Source organism: Streptomyces sp. NPDC050806, assembly GCF_055586425.1.
Map to the genome: position 1 here is coordinate 529,780 of NZ_JBVJIF010000003.1, position 19,227 is coordinate 549,006.

Here is a 19,227-nt window from a genome sequence, read left to right on the forward strand (position 1 = left end):
TGATCTTGTATGAGACCGCCTGCCGCCCCGCGGGGCGGCAGGCGTCGTGCTGGATCGAGAGTTCTTAACCCACCGGCACAGCCACCGAGAACGCCTCCCCGCTTCCCAGGTGCAGGAGGCCCTTGCCCGGGGTTACCGGGCCGCCTACCGAGCTGCGGCTCAGGCGGACGCCGATGAGTTCGCCGCTGGAGGTGTCCTGGGGGGAGAGCAGCAGGCCGCGCTTGGACTTCTTCAGGTCGACCTGCCAGCCGCTGAAGCCCGAGCAGACGTCGTCCTCGTCGCCGGCGATGACGATGCCGATGCCGCGTTCGGAGCCCCTGGAGATCAGTCGCTTGAACTCGTCCTCGGCGTCGCAGTCCTCCAGGAGTTCGCCGTCGTCGATGAGGATGACGATCGGGTGATCCACGGATGCCGTCGCCACGGCCTGCTGCAGCTCGTCCTCCTCGATGTCGCTGCCCGTGAAGACCGCGAGGACGCCCTCAAGGCCCTTCAGTTCGCGCAGCGGGGAGGTTCGCGGGGCGGCGACGACCAGGCGGATGCCGCGGCCCACGTACGTACGTGCCAGGTTCATCAGCACCGTGGAGCGGCCCGACTTCGCCGGGCCCGCGATCACGAACGAACCCGTCGCCAGGTCCGGGCCGAAGGCCGTCAGGTCGTCGCCGCCGACGCCCACCAGGCCCCACAGCGGCGAGGCGAACGCCACCGGGTCGATGTGCTGCCACGCCTGGTCGAAGGTCATGCGGCTGGGCAGCGAGTCCACCCGGAACGGGCGCAGGCCGCGCGGCACCGCCGCGTCCCGGCGGGTCGCCCCCTCCCCGATCGCCGCGAGGGCCGCGTTCTGGCCCTGGCCGGTGGCGTCCTCGCTCAGCAGCGCGAACTGGACCTCGGTACCCGTCTCGTTGCGGAAGGCGCGGCCCGGCGGAATCTCGTCCGGCACCTTGCGGCTGTTGATGCCCAGCATCGAGAAATCGGTACGGTCCGCGAGGCGCAGGCCGTACTTGTCCTCCGTCAGCGAGGAGATCCGGCCGGTCAGCAGCGTCCTGTCGCCCGTGATCACCAGGTGGATGCCGACGCTCGCGCCCTCACGCATCAGGGTCAGCAACTCGTCGGTCAGCTCGCCGTGTTCCAGCTCGCCCAGCGAGGTGGCCCAGCCCTCCCAGCGGTCGAGCAGCACCACGATGTGCGGCAGCCGCTGGTCCTCCGCCGTCCCGGCGCGCTGCTCGCCGATGTCCGCGAAGCCGTACTCCGCGAGCAGCTCCTGCCGCTTGCCCGCCTCCGCCGACAGCCGGCGGACCAGGCGGACGGCCCGCTCGCTCTGGTTGCGGCCCACCACGGCGCCGCAGTGCGGCAGCTTGGTCAGCGCGTTGAGCGCGCCGTTGCCGCAGTCGATGCCGTACAGGTGGACGTCGGCGCAGGAGAGGGTGCGGGCCAGCGAGCCCGCGATCGTCCGCAGCACCTGGGAGCGGCCGCTGCGCGGCGCGCCCGCGATGAGCAGGTGGCCGAAGGTCGCGAAGTCGACCGCGGCGGCGCGGCGGGCCTGGCTCGACGGCAGGTCCTCGATGCCGTACGGCGCCGGGGGCAGTGCGCCCTGGCCGCGCACCGGCGGCAGGTCCTCCGGCAGCAGCTTCTCCGTCAGGGCCGGCAGCCACGGGCTGTGCTGCTGCGGGATGCGCAGGTGCGCGTTGGCCTCCCGGACGGCGTCGACCAGCACCTTCAGGTCGGTGATCTCCTCTTCCTCGCTCTTGGCGGCCGCGGGCTTCGCCAGCGCGGCGCGGCCCAGGCCGGCCCAGTCCAGCTCCCCGGTCCACGGGGCGATGGCCATCGGGTCCACGGTGCCGGGACGACGGCCGCCGACGCGGCCGGACTGGAAGGGGATGAGCGAGGCCGCGCCGGTGCGCACGTAGGCGCGGCCCGGGGTGTTCTTGGAGATGTTGCCGGCCTCGGGCGAGTCGATGACGTCCGAGGACTCGCCGCCGTCGGTGACCCGCAGGGCGATACGGAGGTTGGTGTTGGCCCGGATCTCCGGCGAGACCACGCCGGACGGCCGCTGGGTGGCCAGCATCAGGTGGATGCCGAGGGAACGGCCGCGCTGGGCGATGTTGACCAGACCGGTGACGAAGTCCGGCAGGTCGCGGACCATGGACGCGAACTCGTCGATGACGAGCAGCAGTCGGGGCAGCGGTGCCATGCCCGGGTTGCGGCGCACCAGGTCCTGGTAGTCCTCGATGTCCTTCGCGCCGACCTGGGCCAGGATGTGTTCACGGCGGTGCAGTTCGGCGCCGAGGGACTCCAGGGCGCGCTCGACGAGGTGGGCGTCGAGGTCGGTGACCATGCCGACGGTGTGCGGCAGGTGGACACAGTCCTTGAACGCGCTGCCGCCCTTGTAGTCGACGAGCACGAAGGTCATGTTCTCCGGCGTGTTCGCCACCGCCAGCGCGGCGACGATCGTCTGGAGCAGCTCGGACTTGCCGGAGCCCGTCGTACCGGCGATGAGGCCGTGCGGCCCGTCCTTGCGGATGTCGATGCCGAACGGTCCGTCGTACGACTCACCGACCATCGCCAGCGTGGACTGTCCGCCGGTCTGCCAGCGGGCGGCCACCGCGTTGGCCGTCGGCGGCTCCATCCCGATGACGTCGAGGAGCCGGCTGGCGTCCGGCAGCGCGCTGTCCGTGGTCTCGCCGCTGATGTCGCGCAGCGGGGCGAGGGACCGGGCCACCCGGGCGCACCAGGCCGGCGACACGAAGTCGGGCCGTACGCCGAGGATCTTGGCCGCGCCCTCCTGTTGCACGCGCAGCCGCAGCACGGAGGGGTCGATCTGCTCCCCGGCCGTCGGCACCGCGGCCATGGGGGCGCCGCTCTGGTTGTCCAGGGAGAGCATCACGGCGGCGGTGTTGGTCAGCGCCGGCGAGGTGGCAGCGGCCGACTTCTTCTTCCGCTTGCCCTTCCCCTTGCGGCGCGACCTGCCGGCCTCGGCCGCCTTCTTCCGCTGCTCGTCCTCGGCGGCCCGCCGCAGCGCTTCGTAAGCGTCGCTCGCGCCGCCGCCGACCTGCCGCTCGTGCCGGGCGTGCCGGGCGTTGCGCGGCTCCGCGATCACGACGCCCTTGCACTCGCCGGGCAGGAAGCGCTCCTCGGCGTCCAGGCAGATCGCGTACATCGATACGGCCGGGCCCTCCTGGAGCAGCCGTACGACGCCGGGCATCGAACGCAGCCGGCGCGAGCCGTCCCAGACCACGACGATGTCGGGGTCGGAGAAGCCCGCCTGGCCGCGGTTCTCCTGGGCGGCCTTCTGCCGGGCGTCGAGGATCTGGGTGAGTTCACCGATCCGGGCGCCGACGGTCTCGGCGTCGTTGCCGATGAGGACGTTGGCGTCCTGCGCCGTCGGACGGGCGTGCGGCAGCCAGCGGACCCAGTCCCAGCCGGCCTGCGCGTGCGCGTCGGTGAGCACGTAGAACTGCACGTCCAGCGGGCTGTGCAGGACAGCCGCCTGCGCCACCGTCCACCGCGCCAGGCTGCGCGCGGTCTCGTCGGGGCCCGCGAAGCCGATCACGCCGAGCTTGCCCAGGTGCAGGGCGACGGGGGTGTCGGCGATGTCCCAGGTGACCTGGCGGCGGTGGTCGTCCTGCTCGGGGTCGTCGAGGACGACGGCGGAGGGCAGCCGGCCGGTGCCCACCCGCAGCAGCAGGTGGTCGGCGTCACTGCGGCGGCGCTCCCACAGCCGGGTGCGGGGGCCGGTGGCGCCGGCCCAGATCGTGCCGGGGTCCGGGTGGTCGAGGTGGCGGTCGCCGCGCTCCAGGACCAGCGCCTCCTGCGCGTCGCGCTCGATCCGGGCCTTGTGCTCCTCGTACTCCTCGACCTGCTTGGCGTGGGACTTGCGGCCGTGCTTCTTGTCCCAGAAGTAGTTGCCGATCATGATCAGCGGGCTGAAGACCGCCATCACCAGGTACGTCGCGCGCCCCATCACCATCGCCATGGTGATGGCCATGACGAGCGGGGACGCCGCCATCAGCCAGGGCAGCGGCCGGGCCTCGTACTCCTTCGGGGGCGAGGGCAGCCGGAACTTGGTGGTGCGCTCCGGTGGGCGCAGCCGCGGCGGGCGGTTGTAGTCGAGCGCGGAGCCGTCGTCGGACCACTTCAGGGCCGCGTCCGGCGGCAGGTAATGAGCCACGTCCAGCAGGGTGTTGCCGAGGGCGAGCTGGGAGCCGACGGGCAGCTGCTGCCCGTCGAACGGCTTGCCGTCGACGCGCACCTCCAGCTTGGGCTCCGCGTTCTCGGGCGCCGCCGTCGCCGCGCCGGGCTGCCCTTCCGGCTGGCCGCCGCCGTGCACGACCAGGCGGAGGTCGTCGGCGGAGACCACGTAGAGCGTCATCGCGCGCTGCGGCAGTTCCGGGTCGTTGACGACCAGTTGGCAGTTCGGGTGAGAGCCGATGTCGTACCGGCCGATGCCGAGCCGGTGCACGGCGCCGGAGTCGGGCCCGCCGGCCACCCGGATCTCGATGACACCGGACTGCTCGCCGGGCAAGGAGCCGGAGGGGTCGTCCAGGCTCACCACCGCGCCGTCGCGCAGCGGGGAGGTGGTGACGGTGTGCGCCGGGTCCAGTGGGTAGTGGTCGACGTAGAGCACGGGGACGGGCTGCCCTGCGCCGGCCCCGCCCCGTACGCGACGCGCCAACTCCCAGGCGACGGCGTCGATTCGGGTCTCCGGGTCGGCGTCGAGGACGAGGTCTGTGCTGGCCTGCGCATAGGGGTCGACAACGGTCAGCTTCAAACGCACTTACGCTCCTCCTCGAAATGCCTCTCTACGGGGAAGAGAATATCGTCCCGGCAACTCGGCCGCGTACCTGCAGCATGTCTCAATAACGTCCCGATTTACCGGGATTCATTGGCCGTTGCGACTGCGCTTATGTGCGCCTACGAAGGTCAGCGACTAGGGTGCCCAACGGCGCGTACCGAAGCGGTGCGCGCCGAGCGCATGCCGGGAGGGGGACCTCGCGGTCAACGGAGGGAAGGGGAACGTCATGGCTAAAGACCTTGATGTCACATATGAGGACATGCGGGCCGCGGCGAAGAAGATGAACCGCGAGAAGGAGCGCATCGAGGAGAAGCTCCACGACCTCAAGAGCTACATCGACGGACTGCTGGAGAAGGGCTTCGTCACCCGGCAGGCCTCGAAGAAGTTCGGTCACGACTTCGAGGAGTTCAAGACGGGTATGTCGAAGACCAACGAGGGTCTCGACGGCCTGGCGCAGTACCTGGAGAAGGCTGCGGACTCCTTCGAGAACCTCGACATGGAGCTGGGCAAGTAAGTCGGCGACTGCCGCGTTCGAGCCTGCTGCGCACAGCGCTGGGGGTGAGGGGGGTGTCGGCCCGTACGGGCCGGCGTCACCCTCACCCCTTTCTTGTTTTCGGCGGCACCGAAAAGCTCTCCACTATCGTCACATCTCTTACGGCACATACACAGAGTATTCACATGCGCCAAGCTCCGGTGGACCGGCGGCAGTAAGCGGAATCGAAAACGCATCACCATAGGGGAAGAGAAGACCCCGGATATCGGCCCCTGTCCTGATTGATGACACTTCTGCCCCTTGTGACCGAAGTCGTCAGCACCCTGGTGACGGGGCGTCGGCATTGCCGTTTTCCGGCGCTCGTGAGCTCGGTCACAGACATGCCGAATTACGTCGCAGAAAGAATTCTTCGCCGGGCTTGAGCCACGCGGCGAGAGGGCGGCGGACGAGTCGGCCTGTACGCCGGGTTCTGTCTCCCGGGGCCCTTGCGGGCCGCGGGGAGGCGGCCATCCATCTAGGGCTGCCGTTGCCGGCAGCCTCGTGCGGTCCACCCGCGGACTCGGGCGGGCAGCCCTCGATCATCCGCGCAGGGCCGTCCGAGGACGGCCCCTCTTGACCTTGCTCCAGGTGGGGTTTACCTAGCCCTCCGAGTCACCTCGGAGGCTGGTGGTCTCTTACACCACCGTTTCACCCTTACCGGCGCCTTGCGGCACCGGCGGTCTGCTTTCTGTGGCACTGTCCCGCGGGTCACCCCGGGTGGGCGTTACCCACCACCCTGCCCTGTGGAGCCCGGACGTTCCTCGGGGAGGTCCGAAGACCCCCACGCGACCGCCCGGCCGGCTCGTCCGCCGTGCCGACCATGCTACCCGTCCGGCACGGCGCTCCGTCCCCGGCCACGGCCCCCACCGGTTCCTTGACCTTGCCGCAGCGTCAACGTTTCTACTTGTCGCCATGGAGACGGGAAGAAGCACACTCACCGGGCGTCCGGCATGAGGATCGGCGAGCTGGCGGCGCTGGCCGGCGTCAGCACCCGCACCGTGCGCCACTACCACCACCTGGGGCTGCTGCCCGAGCCCGAGCGCCGGGCCAACGGCTACCGGGAGTACGGGCTGCGCGACGCCGTCCTGCTGTCCCGGGTACGGCGCCTCACGGAGCTGGGGCTGGGCCTGGACGAGGTGCGCGACGTACTGGCCGAGGACGCCGGACGCGAGCTGCACGAGGTACTGACCGAGCTGGACGCGGACCTGGCCCGGCAGGAGGCGGACATCCGCGAGCGGCGGGAGCGGCTGCGCACGCTGCTGCGCCGGGCCGAGGAACACGGCGGCCTGCCCGCCGAGGGGCCGGTGTCGGAGGAACTGGCGGACGTCTTCGGGCGGATGGCCCGCGCCTCGGCCGCCCGGCCGGGCCCGGAGCCCGCGATGGCCGCGCAGGAACGGGAGCTGATGGCCATGTTCGAGTCGATGGGCACGGCGACGGCGGAGGTGTCGACGCTGCTCGGCACGGCACTGGACGACCCCGAAGCGATGGACCGCGCGTACGAGGTGTACGCGCTGCTGGACGAGCTGGCGGAGGCAGACGTGGACGACCCCCGAGTGGCACGGGCCGCACAGGCGATCTGCGACTCCCTGCCGGACCACGTGGCCGCCGAGCTGGCCGCCGGGGCGCAGGAGGCGCTGGCCGCCGAGGAGGCCCGGCCGGGGGACGCGGCCGGGGCCCAGGCCCTGATGGAGGTCTTCTACGCGCACTTCGCCCCGGCCCAGGCCGCTGCCGTCCGGCAGGCCATCCGGCTCTTCACGGAGCGTGCGCGATGAACCGGGGGCACGTGCTGCGCCTGCTGCTCGCGCACGAGGGCCGCTGGCTGGCGAGCCTCGTGCTCTGGGCAGCACGGCGGCAGGACGGAGCCGGGCCGGGGGTGCGCGCCTTCGGATACTCGCGGCCGCAGGCCCCACTGGTGCTGGGCTTCGCCTTCGTGTGCCTGGTCGAGACGGTCGGGGTGTCCTTCCTGCTCGCCGACTGCCCCACCCTCCACTGGATCCTGCTCGTCCTGGACGTCTACACGGTCCTGATGGCGCTCGGGATGCACACCGCCGCGGTCACCCGGCCGCATCTGCTGGGCCCCGAGGTGCTGCGCGTACGGAACGGCGCGCGGCTCGACGCCGCGATTCCCGTGGCGCTGATCGCCACCGTCCGGCGCGACCTCCGCTTCCCCAACGGGAAGCCGCCCGCCGGCGTCCTGGAGGCCGCCATCGCCGGGCAGACGACGGTGACGGTGGAGCTGTCCGAGCCGGTCACGGTCGTACGACGGTTCCTCGCGCCGCCCGAGGAGGTCCGTACGGTCCGGTTCCACGCGGACGACTCACGGGCGGCGGTGACGGCCCTGCGCGAGGCGGCCGAGGCGGCACGGGAAGCGGCCGACGCCGTACGGGAGTCGCGTACCGCCGAGCCGGAGCCGGCCGGCCCCTGAAGGCGCGGCCTCAGGCCGGTACGAAGCGGACCGGCTCGCGGCCCGGATCGGCCGCGGTGAGGCGGACGCGCAGGGGGCGGCCGAGGGGCAGCGGCGGGGCATCGGGGGCGGCGTCCACCCGGCCGACGACCGCCGGGGCACAGAGGTGGACGGTGCCCCGGCGGGGCCGGTCCGGGTGGACGTCGACGACGTAACCGTCGAAGAGGTCGCCGACCCGGTCCCGCAGGACGGCCGCCTCGACCAGGTCCACGCACTCCCGCTCGACGCGGTGGGCGCGCCGCCCGCCCGCCGCCATCTCCTCCGGCAGTGCGGGCAGCGCCGCCCGCACCCACTCCGGCGGGTCCTCCCCCGCGGCCGCCGACACACACAGCTCGGCGACGTACCGGTCGACGAGACGGCGCAGCGGCGCGGTGGCGTGGGCGTACGGCGCGGCGATGGCGGAGTGCAGGACGTCGCCGGGTGCGGGCGGCGTGCCGTCGAAGGCCGTGTAGCCCGCGCCGCGCAGCAGGGAGGTGCACTCCTGGAGGAACGCGGCGTGCGTGGGGAGGTGCGGGTCGAGGCCCCTGATCAGCTCCGCGTACGAGGTGTGGTGCGGCCAGTCGATGCCCAGGGCCCGGGCGGTGCGGCGCAGCCGGCCGACCGCGCCGTCCGGGGGCGGGGACTCCTCCGGCGCGAACGGGGTGGCGAGGTTCGGGGACGGCAGGGTGCGGAGGATGCCGGTGCCCGCTTCGAGCATGAGGCTGGCCGCCGCCATGCCGGTGAGCAGCGAGAGCTGGGCGTTCCAGCCGTCGGCGGGCAGCGGGGCCCGGTAGTCGAGGCGGTAGCCGCCGTCCCGGGCCACGATCTCCTGCTCGGGCACGTTGAGCGAGACGCCGCCGCGGTCCCGTTCGCGCTCCTCGCGGAGCTGACCGATGTCGCGGAGGAGGGAGAGCGGTTCGGCGGCCGTGCCGGACTCGATGGCGCGCTGCACGCCCTCGTAGTCGAGCCGGGCGCGGGAGCGGACCACGGCCCGGCGTACGTCGGTGCCGACCAGCGCACCGTACTCGTCCAGGTCGAGCCGCCAGAGGACCGCGGGCCGATCTTGGTCGGGCAGCAGGCTCGCGGCGCCCTCGCCGAGGACGGGCGGGTGCAGGGGCACGCGCCCGTCGGGGAAGTACAGGGTCGTCACGCGGCGGTGCGCCTCGGCGTCCAGTGCGCTCCCGGGGGCGACGAACGCGGCGACGTCGGCGATGGCGTAGTGCACGCGGAAGCCGCCCGGTTCCCGCCGGGCGAGGTACATCGCCTGGTCGAGGTCGGTGGCGCCGGGCGGGTCGATGGTGAAGAGCGGGAGGCCGGTGGCGTCCTCGGCCGGCATCCGGGGGCTCCGTGCGGCGCGGTCGGCCTCCGCCACGGCCTCGGGCGGGAAGTCCGCCGGGATCTCCAGGCGCGTCCGCAGTTCCCGCAGCGCGTCGCAGAGCGGGGCGGTGTCCTCCAGCGATTCGTCGGTCACACGCATCGGGCGACGGGGCATGGCACGAGACTAGGACAAATCCCCTCCGGGCACCGTCAAGCGCCGGCATGGCGACGGCATAGGGTTCACGGGGGCCGCCCGTGAGGCGCGGCCCGCTCTCGTGCCCGTACCGCCGTAAGGAGACCGACCGTGCTCACGCTGCTGCCGCCGTCCGAGGGCAAGGCCGAAGGACAGGACGGCGCGGCCCCGCTGGACGTGGCCGCGCTGTCGCTGCCGGGCCTCGCGCCCGCCCGGGAGGCCGTGCTGACCGAGCTGGTCGAGCTGTGCGCGGCGGACGCGGGCAAGGCGCAGGAGGTGCTGGGCCTGAGCGAGGGCCTGAAGGGCGAGGTGGCGAAGAACGCCGGGCTGCGCACCGCCGGCGCCCGCCCGGCGGGCGAGATCTACACCGGCGTGCTGTACGACGCGCTCGGCCTGGCGACGCTCGACGAGAAGGCGCGGCGGCTGGCGGAGCGGTCGCTGCTGGTCTTCTCCGGACTGTGGGGCGCGGTGGGCATCGCCGACCGCATCCCGTCCTACCGGTGCTCCATGGGCATCAAGCTGCCCGGAGCGGGCGCGCTCGGGGCGTACTGGCGCGGGCCGATGGCCGAGGTCATGCCCGCGGCGGCCGGGGACGGCCTGGTGCTGGACCTGCGCTCGTCGGCGTACGCGTCGGCCTGGAAGCCGAAGGGCGAGGTCGCCGAGCGGACGGCGACGGTGCGGGTGCTCCAGTCGAAGATCGTGAACGGGGTGGAGAAGCGCTCCGTGGTCAGCCACTTCAACAAGGCGACCAAGGGCCGGATGGTCCGCGACCTGCTCTCCGCCGGGCTGGAGCCGGCCACCCCCGAGGAGCTGGTGGAGGCGCTGCGCGGGCTGGACTACGCGGTCGAGGCACAGGCCCCGGCGAAGGCCGGCAGGCCGTGGTCGCTGGACGTCATCGTCACCGAGCTCTGACCGGAGCCCAACGGAAGCAGCTCCGCACGTTGCAGCATGCGCAACGCGCGTTGCGAAGAGTGCGGCCGAGGCGCACTATGAACCCGTGACTAGTGCTGCCTCTGCTTCCGCCGTTCCCGAGCGTTCCGTCCTCGGGCTCGCCCCCGTCGTCCCCGTCGTCGTCCTGGAGGACGCCACCGACGCCGTACCGCTCGCCCGCGCGCTCGTCGCGGGCGGCCTGCCCGCGATCGAGGTGACGCTGCGTACCCCGGCGGCGCTGGACTCCATCCGGGCGATCGCGGCCGAGGTCCCGGACGCGGTGGTCGGCGCGGGCACGGTGATCACGCCCGCGCAGGTCACCGAAACGGTCGCGGCCGGCGCCCGCTTCCTGGTGAGCCCGGGCTGGTCGCCGCGGCTGCTCGGCGCGATGCAGGACTCCGGCGTGCCGTTCCTGCCCGGCGTCTCCACGACGTCCGAGGTCGTGACGCTGCTGGAGGAGGGCATCACGGAGATGAAGTTCTTCCCGGCGGAGGCCGCGGGCGGCACGCCGTACCTGAAGTCGCTGGCCTCGCCGCTCCCCCAGGCCCGGTTCTGCCCCACCGGCGGAATCAAGGCCGCCAACGCGCCGGAGTACCTCGCCCTGCCGAACGTCGCCTGCGTGGGCGGCACGTGGATGCTCCCGGCGGACGCCGTACGCACCAAGGACTGGGACCGGGTCGCACGGCTGGCGACCGAGGCGGCGGCGCTCGGCGCCTGAAGGGGCGCCCGGAGGGGCGCACTCTCAGGGGCGCGGGGAACTGCGCGCGCAACCACCGCGGCGGCGCGGCCGCGTGGCGAGACATGCCCCGCCACGGTGGGCATTGCAGTGGCCGACTGCGGCCGCGTCGTGGCTGGTCGCGCAGTTCCCCGCGCCCCTGGCGGCTGCGCCGCCTACCGCAGGTGAGACGTGTCGTTCAGCAGCCGCAGCGACGCGTTCCCGTCCGCGTAGTACGCGATCGCCGACAGCGACGCCGCGGAGAGCTCCATCCGGAACAGCGACTCCGGCGGGGCGCCCAGCGCCAGCCGTACCAGGGTCTTGACCGGCGTCACGTGGGTGACCAGCAGGACCGTCTTCCCGGCGTACCGGGCCCGGAGCTTGTCCCGGGTGAGCCCGACCCGGCGGGCCACGGCCGCGAACGACTCGCCGCCGCCGGTCGGTTCCGCCTTGTCGGAGGCCAGCCAGGCGTTCAGGTCGGCCGGGTGGCGCTCGCGCACCTCGGAGAAGGTCAGGCCCTCCCACGCGCCGAAGTCCGTCTCGCGCAGCCCGTCCTCGATCCGCACGTCCAGACCCAGCCGGGCCGCGATCGCCTCGGCGGTCTCCCGGCAGCGGCGCAGCGGGGAGCTGACGATCGCCTGGACCGTGCCGCGTACGGCGAGCGCGGCGGCCGCCTCGCGGGCCTGCAGGCGGCCGGCGGCGGAGAGTTCGGGGTCCGAGCCGCCGCTGCCGGAGAACCGCTTCTCCGGGGTCAGCGGGGTCTCGCCGTGCCGCAGCAGTACGAAGGTGGTCGGCGCGCCCAGGTCGGCGGGCACGGCCCAGCCGGACGGCGGGGTGGCCGTGGCGGTGCCGGCGTCCCGCGGCTCGGCGGTCGCCCCCGAGGCGGGGGCGGCACCCGCGGCCTCGTCGGCCTCCGCGACCGCGGTGTCCGCGGCCGTCGCGCCCGCCGGCCGCCGCGGTCCGGAGGCGAGCGCCGCCTTCGACATGCCCGGCTCCCACTGGCGGCCCGCGGCGCCCGCGTCCATCGCCTCGTTGGCGAGGCGGTCGGCGTGCTTGTTCTCCTTGCGCGGGATCCACTCGTACGTGACCCGGTCCGGCGGGAAGACCGCCTTGGCGGTGGCCGCGAGCGGCTGCATGTCCGGGTGCTTGATCTGCCAGCGGCCGGACATCTGCTCGACGACCAGCTTGGAGTCCATCCGGACCCGGATCTCCGCCTCCGGGTCGAGGGCGTGGGCGGCGCGCAGACCGGCCACCAGCCCCTTGTACTCGGCGACGTTGTTCGTGGCCGTACCGAGGAACTCGGCGGCCTCGGCCAGCGTCTCGCCGGTCTCGGGGTCGATGACGACGGCGCCGTACCCGGCGGGCCCGGGATTGCCCCGCGACCCGCCGTCCGCCTCGACGATGAACGTACGCCGCATCGCGGCTTACAGGCCCGAGTCGGGCGTACGGACCAGGATGCGGCTGCAGTTCTCGCAGCGCACGACCTTGTCGGCAGCGGCGGCCCGCACGTCGTTCAGCTCGGTGATGTCCAGCTCCAGGCGGCAGCCCTCGCAGCGGCGCTGGTAGAGACGGGCGGCACCGACGCCACCCTGCTTCTCGCGCAGCCGGTCGTAGAGCTTGAGCAGGTCGGCCGGGACGTCGGCGACGGTCAGCTCCCGCTCCTTGGTGACCGTGGCGGCCTCGCCGTCGATCTCGGCGTACGCGGCGTCCCGGCGCGCGACGGCGTCGGTGACCTTGGCCTGGATGGCCTCGACCCGCTCGGACAGCTCGGCGACGCGCTCCTGCGCGGACTCGCGGCGCTCCATGACCTCCAGGACGACCTCTTCCAGGTCGCCCTGGCGCTTGGCCAGCGAGGCGATCTCGCGCTGGAGGTTCTCCAGGTCCTTCGGCGAGGTGATCGCGCCCGAGTCGAGCCGCTGCTGGTCGCGGGCGGCGCGCTGGCGCACCTGGTCCACGTCCTGCTCGGCCTTGGTCTGCTCGCGGGCGGTGTCGCTCTCCTCGGTCTGCGCGGCGACGAGCAGGTCGCGCTGCTGCGTGAGGTCGCCCTCCAGGGTCTGGAGTTCGGCCAGCTCGGGGAGGTTGTTGCGCTTGTGCGCGAGCTGGGTGAGACGGAGGTCCAGGGACTGGACGTCCAGGAGGCGGATCTGGTCTGCGGGCGCGGCGTTCAGTTGGGGGCTCCAAGGGATTCGTCTGAGGTGCGGGAGGCCGCGTGGGCGGTCCAGGGGTCGGTGACCGTACGGGAGACGTGCGTGCGCAGGTCCCAGCCGTGCCGGTCGGAGATCTCGTCGAGCTGCGCGGCCGCCTGCTCGCACCACGGCCACTCGGTGGCCCAGTGCGCGGCGTCCAGCAGCCCGAGCGGGCTCTTCTGGGTGGCCTCGGAGGCCGGGTGGTGGCGCAGGTCGGCGGTGAGGAAGGCGTCCACGCCCGCCGCGCGCACGTCGTCGAAGAGGCTGTCGCCGGAGCCGCCGGAGACCGCGACCGTACGGACGGTGCGGTCCGGGTCGCCCGCGACGCGGATGCCCTGCGCGGTGGCCGGCAGCCGCTCGGCGGCGTACCGGGCGAAGTCGCCCAGCGGCATCGGATGACCGAGTTCGCAGATCCGGCCGAGGCCGCGGCGGCCCGCGTGGTCGCTCGCGTCCGGCACGAGGGGGCGCAGCACGCGCAGGTCGAGGGCGCCGGCGAGGGCGTCGGAGACGCCGGGGTCGGCGGTGTCGGCATTGGTGTGCGCGACGTGCAGGGCGATGTCGTTCTTGATCAGTGTGTGCACGACCTTGCCCTTGAAGGTGGACGCCGCGACCGTCGTGGTCCCCCGCAGGTACAGCGGGTGGTGGGTGACGAGCAGGTCGGCGCCGAGCTTCACGGCCTCGTCGGCGATCTCCTGCACCGGGTCGACGGCGAAGAGCACGCGCTGGACGGGGGCTTCGGGGTCGCCGCAGACGGTGCCGACGGCGTCCCACGCCTCTGCCCGCTCGGCGGGCCACAGGGCGTCGAGGGCGGAGAGGACTTCAGACAGTGCGGGCACGGGGGAAGGTTACCTCCCACCCGCCGCCGAACGCCCAGCCGCGGTGGCCGCGGGACACCGGCCGCACCCGCGGCCGGACCGCGGAGGGGCGCGCGCGGTCCCGGCCCGGCGGCACCCGTCGGCACATACGTCGCACTGTTCGCAGGCGAATCGGACACCCGCCACTCATACGCGTGAAGTGGTCCATCACTCGTTGATCGGCAGGAAGTGCGAAAACTAGCTTCTTTCGTGACTGGAGGTGACCATTCGATGACAGCCTGTGCCACCGAGCAGGTCAGGACCGACGGGAAAAGCGTCCGGACCAGCGGGAACGCCGCCGGAACCGGCGGCCACACCGAGGACTTCACTGTCACGGAGAGTGCCGCTCCCGGTGCGCCGGGACACCCCGGCCTCAGGAGCCTCACCGGACCGCCCCACCGCCCCGCCCCGCTGACCCTCGCCGCCGACGGTTCGTACGCCGCACGGCTCGTTCCCGCCCCGGGCGGCGGCTGGTTCCCCGAGCGCTGGACGCTGGACGGCTGCGAACCGTACGCCGTACCGCTCCCCGGCCGCCGGCCCGAGCGCCCGGACAGCGCGCTGCTGCCGCTCAAGGACGGCCGGGTGCTGATCGTGCGCCGCGCGGAAGGCCACAGCACGGTCGCCCTCCTCTACCCCACCGGCCCGGGCACCGGTGAGCTCCCGCTGGGCGGCGTGGAGACCGAGGAGCTGACGCTGCTGCCGCCCGCCCCCTGCGGCACGCTGGCACACGCCCTCGCCCCCGTGGGCGGCGACGGAGCACGCCGGGCAACCGCGGTCTGGCTGCTGCACGGCGGCGACGGGCCGCAGCGGATCGCCCTGGTCCCCGGGCGCTGCACCGGCGGCGCCTGGCTGGACCGCGAGGGCCGGCTGCTCGCCCTGGACCGCGAACTGGACGGGCTGACCAAGACCGTCGCGGTCGACCTCGGCCGGGGCGGCGGGGTCAGCCCGCTGCTGGAGATCACCGAGCGCAGCAACGACCGGCTGCTGCTGGCCGACCCCGACAGCGGCCTGGTGCTGCTGCGGTCGGACGCGCCGGGGTACGACCGGATGGGCTGGGGCGTGCTGGGCAGCACGCTCCCGGTGCGGTTCCCCGAGGCGCTGCACGCCGCGGACGCCGCGCTGACCCCCTTCGCCGTGCAGCCGGGTCAACTGCTGGCCCCGGAGAGCTGCGCGGTCGCCTTCCGGGTGGACTCGGCGGCCGGCACCTGGCTCGCCGCGTGGCGGCCTGCGGAGAGGCGGCTGCGGCAGCCGGCCGCGCCGGTGGGCTGGCTGCCCGGCACGGGCCACTGGACGCCGGCGGGCGAGCTCCGCCTGCCGTACGCGACGCCGGGCGTCCCGTGCGGTGTGGCGCGGGCCGGGGTGCCGTGGGACGCGACAGCCGGCGCCCCGTCGGCGGGCCCCGCGGACGCGCCGGTGACGTCGTCGGCCGCCCTCGCGGTACCGGCCGGGGCGCGGGCCCCCGAATCGCACTCGCAACGACTGAGACGGTTCTCCTGGAACACCTCGGCCGCGCTGCCGCCCACCGCCGGAATCCGCACCTCCCCCTTGGCGCATCCGAACGGCTGCACAACATCCACACATTCGAGCCCGGCGGAGCGGGAACCGTACGAAAGCGCGGCGCATCCTCAACCCTGCAGGCCAGTGCCGCTGCAACAAGCGCCACTGGCGGCCCGGGAGGCCCGGTAGAGCGAGAATGAGCGCCCCGTTAGAATTTGCAAGGGGCTACGCAGCCGGTTGACCCGGCCACCGACGGTGATGCCCGGGGGCATCCCCGGCGGAGCTGGGGGAGGTCCCGACGCGTACACCTGTAAGCGATCTGACGGAGTGACACTTTCCATGTCCGAAGCCCGAACCGAAACGACCGAGGCGCGCCCGCAGCAGGGTTCCGCCCAGGCCGCCCCGGCCGCAGGCTCCGGCAAGCACCGCGGCCCGGCGGCGAGCGAGGACGCGGCGGCGTCCAGCGCCGGGCGGCACCGCCGGCCTTCGAACTCCTGGAACGCCTGAGCGGAAAGCCCGGGCAGTACCGAGACGGCCGTGGCCGCCACGAGAGAGGTCTCCCGTGGCGGCCACGGCCGTCGTGCGGCACGGACCGCAGCCCCGAAGGGCGGGCGGCTCAGCCCTTCTTGAGGCCCAGCACCTCCGCCGCCGCGAAGTTCTCCCCCGGCGCCCGGCCGGCGAAGTACGGCGACAGCGCCGCGTCCAGCTCCTCGTACGTGAAGACGTCCTTGGCGGTGTCGAACTGCGCCGCCACCCGTGGCCGCTCGACGAGCGCGACCATGCCGCCGTGCACGACGAAGACCTGGCCGTTGACGCCGCCCGCCGAGGGCCCGGCGAGATAGCCGACGAGCGGGGACACATGCTCGGGTGCCAGCGCGTCCAGGCCGCCCTCGCCCGACTCCCCGAAGCCCGCGAAGACGTCCTCGGTCATCCGGGTGCGGGCCCGCGGGCAGATGGCGTTGGCGGTCACCCCGTACTTGGCCAGCGCCGCCGCCGTCGAGGTGGTCAGGCCCACGATGCCGCCCTTGGCCGCCGCGTAGTTGGGCTGCCCGGCGGAACCGGCGAGGAACGCCTCGGACGAGGTGTTGACGATCCGGCCGTACACCGGGGCGCCGGCCGCCTTGGACCGCGCGCGCCAATGGGCGGCGGCGAAGCGCGTCGTATTGAAGTGCCCCTTCAGGTGCACACGGATGACCGAGTCCCACTCGTCCTCGGTCATCGAGAAGACCATCCGGTCCCGCAGGATGCCCGCGTTGTTGACCAGGATGTCCAACGATCCGTAGGTGTCCACGGCCAGTTCCACGAGGGCGCGCGCCGTCTCGAAGTCGGCGACGTCCCCGAGGTGCGCGGTGGCCTGCCCGCCCGCGGCCCGGATCTCGGCGGCCACTTCCTCGGCGGGCGCCGCCGAGGCCTCGCCCGAGCCGTCCCGCCCCGGCTGCCCGTAGTCGTTGACGATCACATGCGCGCCCAGCCGGGCGAGTTCGAGCGCCTCGGCCCGGCCCAGGCCGCGGCCCGCGCCGGTGACGACGGCCGTCCTGCCGTGCAGCACCATCCGTGCCTCCCGTTGTCCGTGCCGCCCGCCGGCCCTGTCCCCGGCCGGGCGGGCGCCTCACAGTTCGATGCAGGTGCGCAGCGCGGTACCGGTACGCATCTGCTCCAGCGCGTCGTTGATACCGGCGAGCGGCACCCGGTGGGTGATGAGGTTCTCCAGGTCTATGCGGCCGGCCCGCCAGAGGGCGATGGCGCGCTCGTAGGACCGGACCACGTCGCCGCCCCCGTACAGCGAGGGCAGGACGCGCTTCTCGTCGAAGAACAGCTCGAACATGTTGACCTGGAAGAAGTCGTCCATCGCGCCCGCGCCGACGATGCAGAGCGTGCCGCCGCGCCGGGTCGTCTCGTACGCGGTGCGGGCGGTGGCGGACTTGCCGACGACCTCGAAGACGTAGTCGAAGCCCTCGCCGCCGGTGATCCGCTGCTTGGCGTCGGCCAGCTCATCGGGGGCCACCGCCTCGGTCGCCCCGAAGCGCAGCGCGGCCTCGCGGCGCGCCTCCACCGGGTCCACCGCGACGATCTGCGCGGCGCCGCTCGCCCGCGCGCCCTGGATGGTGGAGATGCCGACGCCGCCGCACCCGATGACGGCGACCGACGAACCGGCCTCGACCTCGGCGGTGTTCAGGGCCGCGCCGAGCCCGGTGGTCACGCCGCACCCGATGAGCGCGGCGATGTCGTACGGCACGTCGTCGGGGACCGGCACCGCGCAGTTCGCCGCGACCACGACCTCCTCGGCGAACGTACCGGTGCCGGCGAAGCCGAAGACGTCCCCGCCGGGGCGCTTGAAGTTGGGGGTGCCGGCGTTCATGAAGCCGGCCAGGCACAGATGGGTCTGGCCGCGCCGGCAGGACGGACAGCCGCCGCAGGCGGGCAGCCAGCACATCAGCACCCGGTCGCCCTGCGAGAGCCCGGTGACGCCGTCCCCGACGTCCACGATCTCGCCCGCGCCCTCGTGCCCGGGGACGAAGGGGGCGGGCTGCGGCAGCACGCCGTTCATCGCGGAGAGGTCGGAGTGGCACAGCCCGGTGGCCCTGATCCGGATCCGCACCTTCCCCGGCCCGAATCCGACGGCCTCCACGTCGTCGAGGACTTCGAGCTTGTCCTGCCCTGTCTCGTGCTGTACGGCTGCGCGCATCTGCGGCTCCTCTGCGTACGGTCGGTACGGAAGGTGCGGTGGTGCGGGTGGCTCGTGGGTGCGGGGTCACGGACGGCCGGACAGCCGGCGGCGGCAGCCGGCGGCCCGGGTCAGGCGTGCTCGACCACGGTGTCGCCCAGTACCGGCGCGTCGTCGCGGTCCGGCGCGGTGACCGAGACCTGGACGCTCCCGGGCCCGGGGGTGTCGCGCCACATGCGGATGCGCAGCGGCTCGCCGGGGAAGACCACGCCGGCGAACCGGGTGGCGTAGCTGCGGACCCGGCCGACGTCCCCGTCCAGCACCGTGTCGACCACCGCCTTCAGCGTCACGCCGTACGAGCAGAGGCCGTGCAGGATCGGCTTGTCGAAGCCGGCGAGCGCGGCGAACTCCGGGTCGGCGTGGAGCGGGTTCCAGTCGCCGGAGAGCCGGTACAGCAGGGCCTGGTCGGGCCGGATCAGCCGGGTCACCGTGCGGTCCGGCGCGCGCTCGGGCAGCTCCAGGCGGCTGGACGGGCCGCGTTCGCCGCCCCAGCCGCCCTCGCCCCGGACGAAGATCTGGGTGTCGCTGGTCCAGAGCGGGCCGTCCTCGTCGGCGGTCTCCGAACGCAGCACGATCACCGCGGCCTTGCCCTTGTCGTAGACGGCCGGGACGGTCGCGGTCTGGCGGGCCGCGCCCTTGAGGGGGATCGGCCGGTGCAGGGTGATCTTCTGGGCGCCGTGCAGGACGGCCGCGAGGTCCACGTCGATGCCGGGGGACGAGAGCCCGCCGACGACGGCCATGCCGGCGCCCGCGACGGTGGCGAAGCTGGGCAGGACGTGCAGCCGGCTCTCCAGGGTGTAGCGCAGCTCGTCGGGGTCGGTGGCGGCGGCGGGCCGCTCCTCCGTGGCGGCGCCCGCGCCGATGCCGAGGTGGTAGAGCTGGACGTCCTTGTGGTCCCAGGCGATCTCGGAGGTACGCGGCTCGGCGGCAACGGCCTTGTCGGCGTCGATGGGCATGGTGCGGGGCTCCTTCGCCGTGGTGCGGGTGTACGGGGTGGCGTGCGGAGGGCGGGGACGGCGGACGGCAGGACCCCGGCCGGGCGTCCG

The 19,227-nt window shown here is 73.5% G+C and carries 15 protein-coding genes and 1 other RNA gene; 7 read left to right on the top strand and 9 right to left on the bottom strand.

What is annotated here, in order from left to right; translation table 11 throughout:
• Positions 1–64: 64 nt before the first annotated feature.
• On the bottom strand, positions 65–4,771 hold the full coding sequence (locus ACZ6WH_RS11665; RefSeq protein ID WP_469727707.1) for an FtsK/SpoIIIE domain-containing protein: 4,707 nt from the start codon (positions 4,769–4,771) through the stop codon (positions 65–67).
• Positions 4,772–5,015: 244 nt separating this feature from the next.
• Between ACZ6WH_RS11665 and ACZ6WH_RS11670 the strand changes: the two genes are divergently transcribed.
• A complete protein-coding gene (locus ACZ6WH_RS11670; protein ID WP_469727708.1) occupies positions 5,016–5,303 on the top strand; it encodes a WXG100 family type VII secretion target in 288 nt (95 codons plus the stop codon).
• Positions 5,304–5,724: 421 nt separating this feature from the next.
• Here the strand turns inward: ACZ6WH_RS11670 and rnpB are convergent.
• Positions 5,725–6,126: RNase P RNA component class A (gene rnpB / locus ACZ6WH_RS11675), an RNA gene on the bottom strand.
• A 145-nt stretch (positions 6,127–6,271) separates the two neighbouring features.
• Here rnpB and ACZ6WH_RS11680 point away from each other — a divergent pair.
• Both ACZ6WH_RS11680 and ACZ6WH_RS11685 read left to right on the top strand, forming a co-directional pair.
• Entirely contained in the window at positions 6,272–7,093 is an 822-nt protein-coding gene (locus ACZ6WH_RS11680; protein ID WP_469727710.1) for a MerR family transcriptional regulator, read from the top strand.
• Positions 7,090–7,746, top strand: a complete 657-nt coding sequence (locus ACZ6WH_RS11685) for a hypothetical protein (RefSeq protein ID WP_469727711.1) — start codon at positions 7,090–7,092, stop codon at positions 7,744–7,746. Before ACZ6WH_RS11680 ends, ACZ6WH_RS11685 begins: the two co-directional genes overlap by 4 nt.
• A gap of 10 nt (positions 7,747–7,756) precedes the next feature.
• Here ACZ6WH_RS11685 and ACZ6WH_RS11690 read toward each other — a convergent pair whose 3' ends face one another.
• Positions 7,757–9,256, bottom strand: coding sequence for an RNB domain-containing ribonuclease (locus ACZ6WH_RS11690; RefSeq protein WP_469727713.1), 1,500 nt, complete (start codon positions 9,254–9,256; stop codon positions 7,757–7,759).
• A gap of 129 nt (positions 9,257–9,385) precedes the next feature.
• Between ACZ6WH_RS11690 and yaaA the strand changes: the two genes are divergently transcribed.
• Together yaaA and eda are read left to right on the top strand one after the other, a co-directional pair.
• Positions 9,386–10,186, top strand: coding sequence for a peroxide stress protein YaaA (yaaA, locus tag ACZ6WH_RS11695; protein ID WP_469727714.1), 801 nt, complete (start codon positions 9,386–9,388; stop codon positions 10,184–10,186).
• Positions 10,187–10,271: 85 nt separating this feature from the next.
• Positions 10,272–10,922: a bifunctional 4-hydroxy-2-oxoglutarate aldolase/2-dehydro-3-deoxy-phosphogluconate aldolase gene (eda, locus tag ACZ6WH_RS11700; RefSeq protein ID WP_469727715.1), complete on the top strand. Its 651-nt coding sequence runs from the start codon at positions 10,272–10,274 to the stop codon at positions 10,920–10,922.
• A 173-nt stretch (positions 10,923–11,095) separates the two neighbouring features.
• On the opposite strand, the gene ACZ6WH_RS11705 is transcribed toward eda, so the two are convergent.
• From ACZ6WH_RS11705 to ACZ6WH_RS11715, 3 genes are read right to left on the bottom strand one after another with little or no spacing between them, the layout of a single operon-like run.
• Positions 11,096–12,337 (bottom strand): bifunctional RNase H/acid phosphatase, encoded by a 1,242-nt coding sequence (locus ACZ6WH_RS11705; protein ID WP_469727716.1) that lies wholly within the window; start codon positions 12,335–12,337, stop codon positions 11,096–11,098.
• Between the two features lie 6 nt (positions 12,338–12,343).
• Positions 12,344–13,087, bottom strand: a complete 744-nt coding sequence (locus ACZ6WH_RS11710; RefSeq protein ID WP_432864314.1) for a zinc ribbon domain-containing protein — start codon at positions 13,085–13,087, stop codon at positions 12,344–12,346.
• A complete protein-coding gene (locus ACZ6WH_RS11715; protein ID WP_469727717.1) occupies positions 13,084–13,941 on the bottom strand; it encodes a Nif3-like dinuclear metal center hexameric protein in 858 nt (285 codons plus the stop codon). Before ACZ6WH_RS11715 ends, ACZ6WH_RS11710 begins: the two co-directional genes overlap by 4 nt.
• Before the next feature lie 249 nt (positions 13,942–14,190).
• On the opposite strand from ACZ6WH_RS11715, the gene ACZ6WH_RS11720 reads away from it, so the two are divergent.
• Both ACZ6WH_RS11720 and ACZ6WH_RS11725 read left to right on the top strand, forming a co-directional pair.
• Positions 14,191–15,645: a hypothetical protein gene (locus ACZ6WH_RS11720; RefSeq protein WP_469727718.1), complete on the top strand. Its 1,455-nt coding sequence runs from the start codon at positions 14,191–14,193 to the stop codon at positions 15,643–15,645.
• A 150-nt stretch (positions 15,646–15,795) separates the two neighbouring features.
• Positions 15,796–15,963, top strand: a complete 168-nt coding sequence (locus ACZ6WH_RS11725) for a hypothetical protein (protein ID WP_469727720.1) — start codon at positions 15,796–15,798, stop codon at positions 15,961–15,963.
• Between the two features lie 109 nt (positions 15,964–16,072).
• On the opposite strand, the gene ACZ6WH_RS11730 is transcribed toward ACZ6WH_RS11725, so the two are convergent.
• The 3 genes from ACZ6WH_RS11730 to ACZ6WH_RS11740 all read right to left on the bottom strand — a co-directional run bounded on the left by ACZ6WH_RS11730 (position 16,073) and on the right by ACZ6WH_RS11740 (position 19,137).
• A complete protein-coding gene (locus tag ACZ6WH_RS11730; RefSeq protein WP_469727721.1) occupies positions 16,073–17,008 on the bottom strand; it encodes a 3-oxoacyl-ACP reductase in 936 nt (311 codons plus the stop codon).
• 57 nt (positions 17,009–17,065) lie between these two features.
• A complete protein-coding gene (locus tag ACZ6WH_RS11735; RefSeq protein ID WP_469727723.1) occupies positions 17,066–18,142 on the bottom strand; it encodes a Zn-dependent alcohol dehydrogenase in 1,077 nt (358 codons plus the stop codon).
• 110 nt (positions 18,143–18,252) lie between these two features.
• Positions 18,253–19,137, bottom strand: coding sequence for a MaoC/PaaZ C-terminal domain-containing protein (locus ACZ6WH_RS11740; RefSeq protein ID WP_469727724.1), 885 nt, complete (start codon positions 19,135–19,137; stop codon positions 18,253–18,255).
• Positions 19,138–19,227 lie beyond the last annotated feature (90 nt).

Bases quoted from the DNA above. Each gene is read 5' to 3' on its own strand.
- ACZ6WH_RS11670 (WP_469727708.1), top strand. From the start codon at position 5,016: ATGGCTAAAGACCTTGATGTCACATATGAGGACATGCGGGCCGCGGCG.
- ACZ6WH_RS11735 (WP_469727723.1), bottom strand. From the start codon at position 18,142: ATGCGCGCAGCCGTACAGCACGAGACAGGGCAGGACAAGCTCGAAGTC.
- ACZ6WH_RS11730 (WP_469727721.1), bottom strand. From the start codon at position 17,008: ATGGTGCTGCACGGCAGGACGGCCGTCGTCACCGGCGCGGGCCGCGGC.
- ACZ6WH_RS11690 (WP_469727713.1), bottom strand. From the start codon at position 9,256: ATGCCCCGTCGCCCGATGCGTGTGACCGACGAATCGCTGGAGGACACC.
- ACZ6WH_RS11740 (WP_469727724.1), bottom strand. From the start codon at position 19,137: ATGCCCATCGACGCCGACAAGGCCGTTGCCGCCGAGCCGCGTACCTCC.
- ACZ6WH_RS11705 (WP_469727716.1), bottom strand. From the start codon at position 12,337: ATGCGGCGTACGTTCATCGTCGAGGCGGACGGCGGGTCGCGGGGCAAT.
- ACZ6WH_RS11680 (WP_469727710.1), top strand. From the start codon at position 6,272: ATGAGGATCGGCGAGCTGGCGGCGCTGGCCGGCGTCAGCACCCGCACC.
- ACZ6WH_RS11725 (WP_469727720.1), top strand. From the start codon at position 15,796: ATGTCCGAAGCCCGAACCGAAACGACCGAGGCGCGCCCGCAGCAGGGT.
- ACZ6WH_RS11685 (WP_469727711.1), top strand. From the start codon at position 7,090: ATGAACCGGGGGCACGTGCTGCGCCTGCTGCTCGCGCACGAGGGCCGC.
- ACZ6WH_RS11720 (WP_469727718.1), top strand. From the start codon at position 14,191: ATGACAGCCTGTGCCACCGAGCAGGTCAGGACCGACGGGAAAAGCGTC.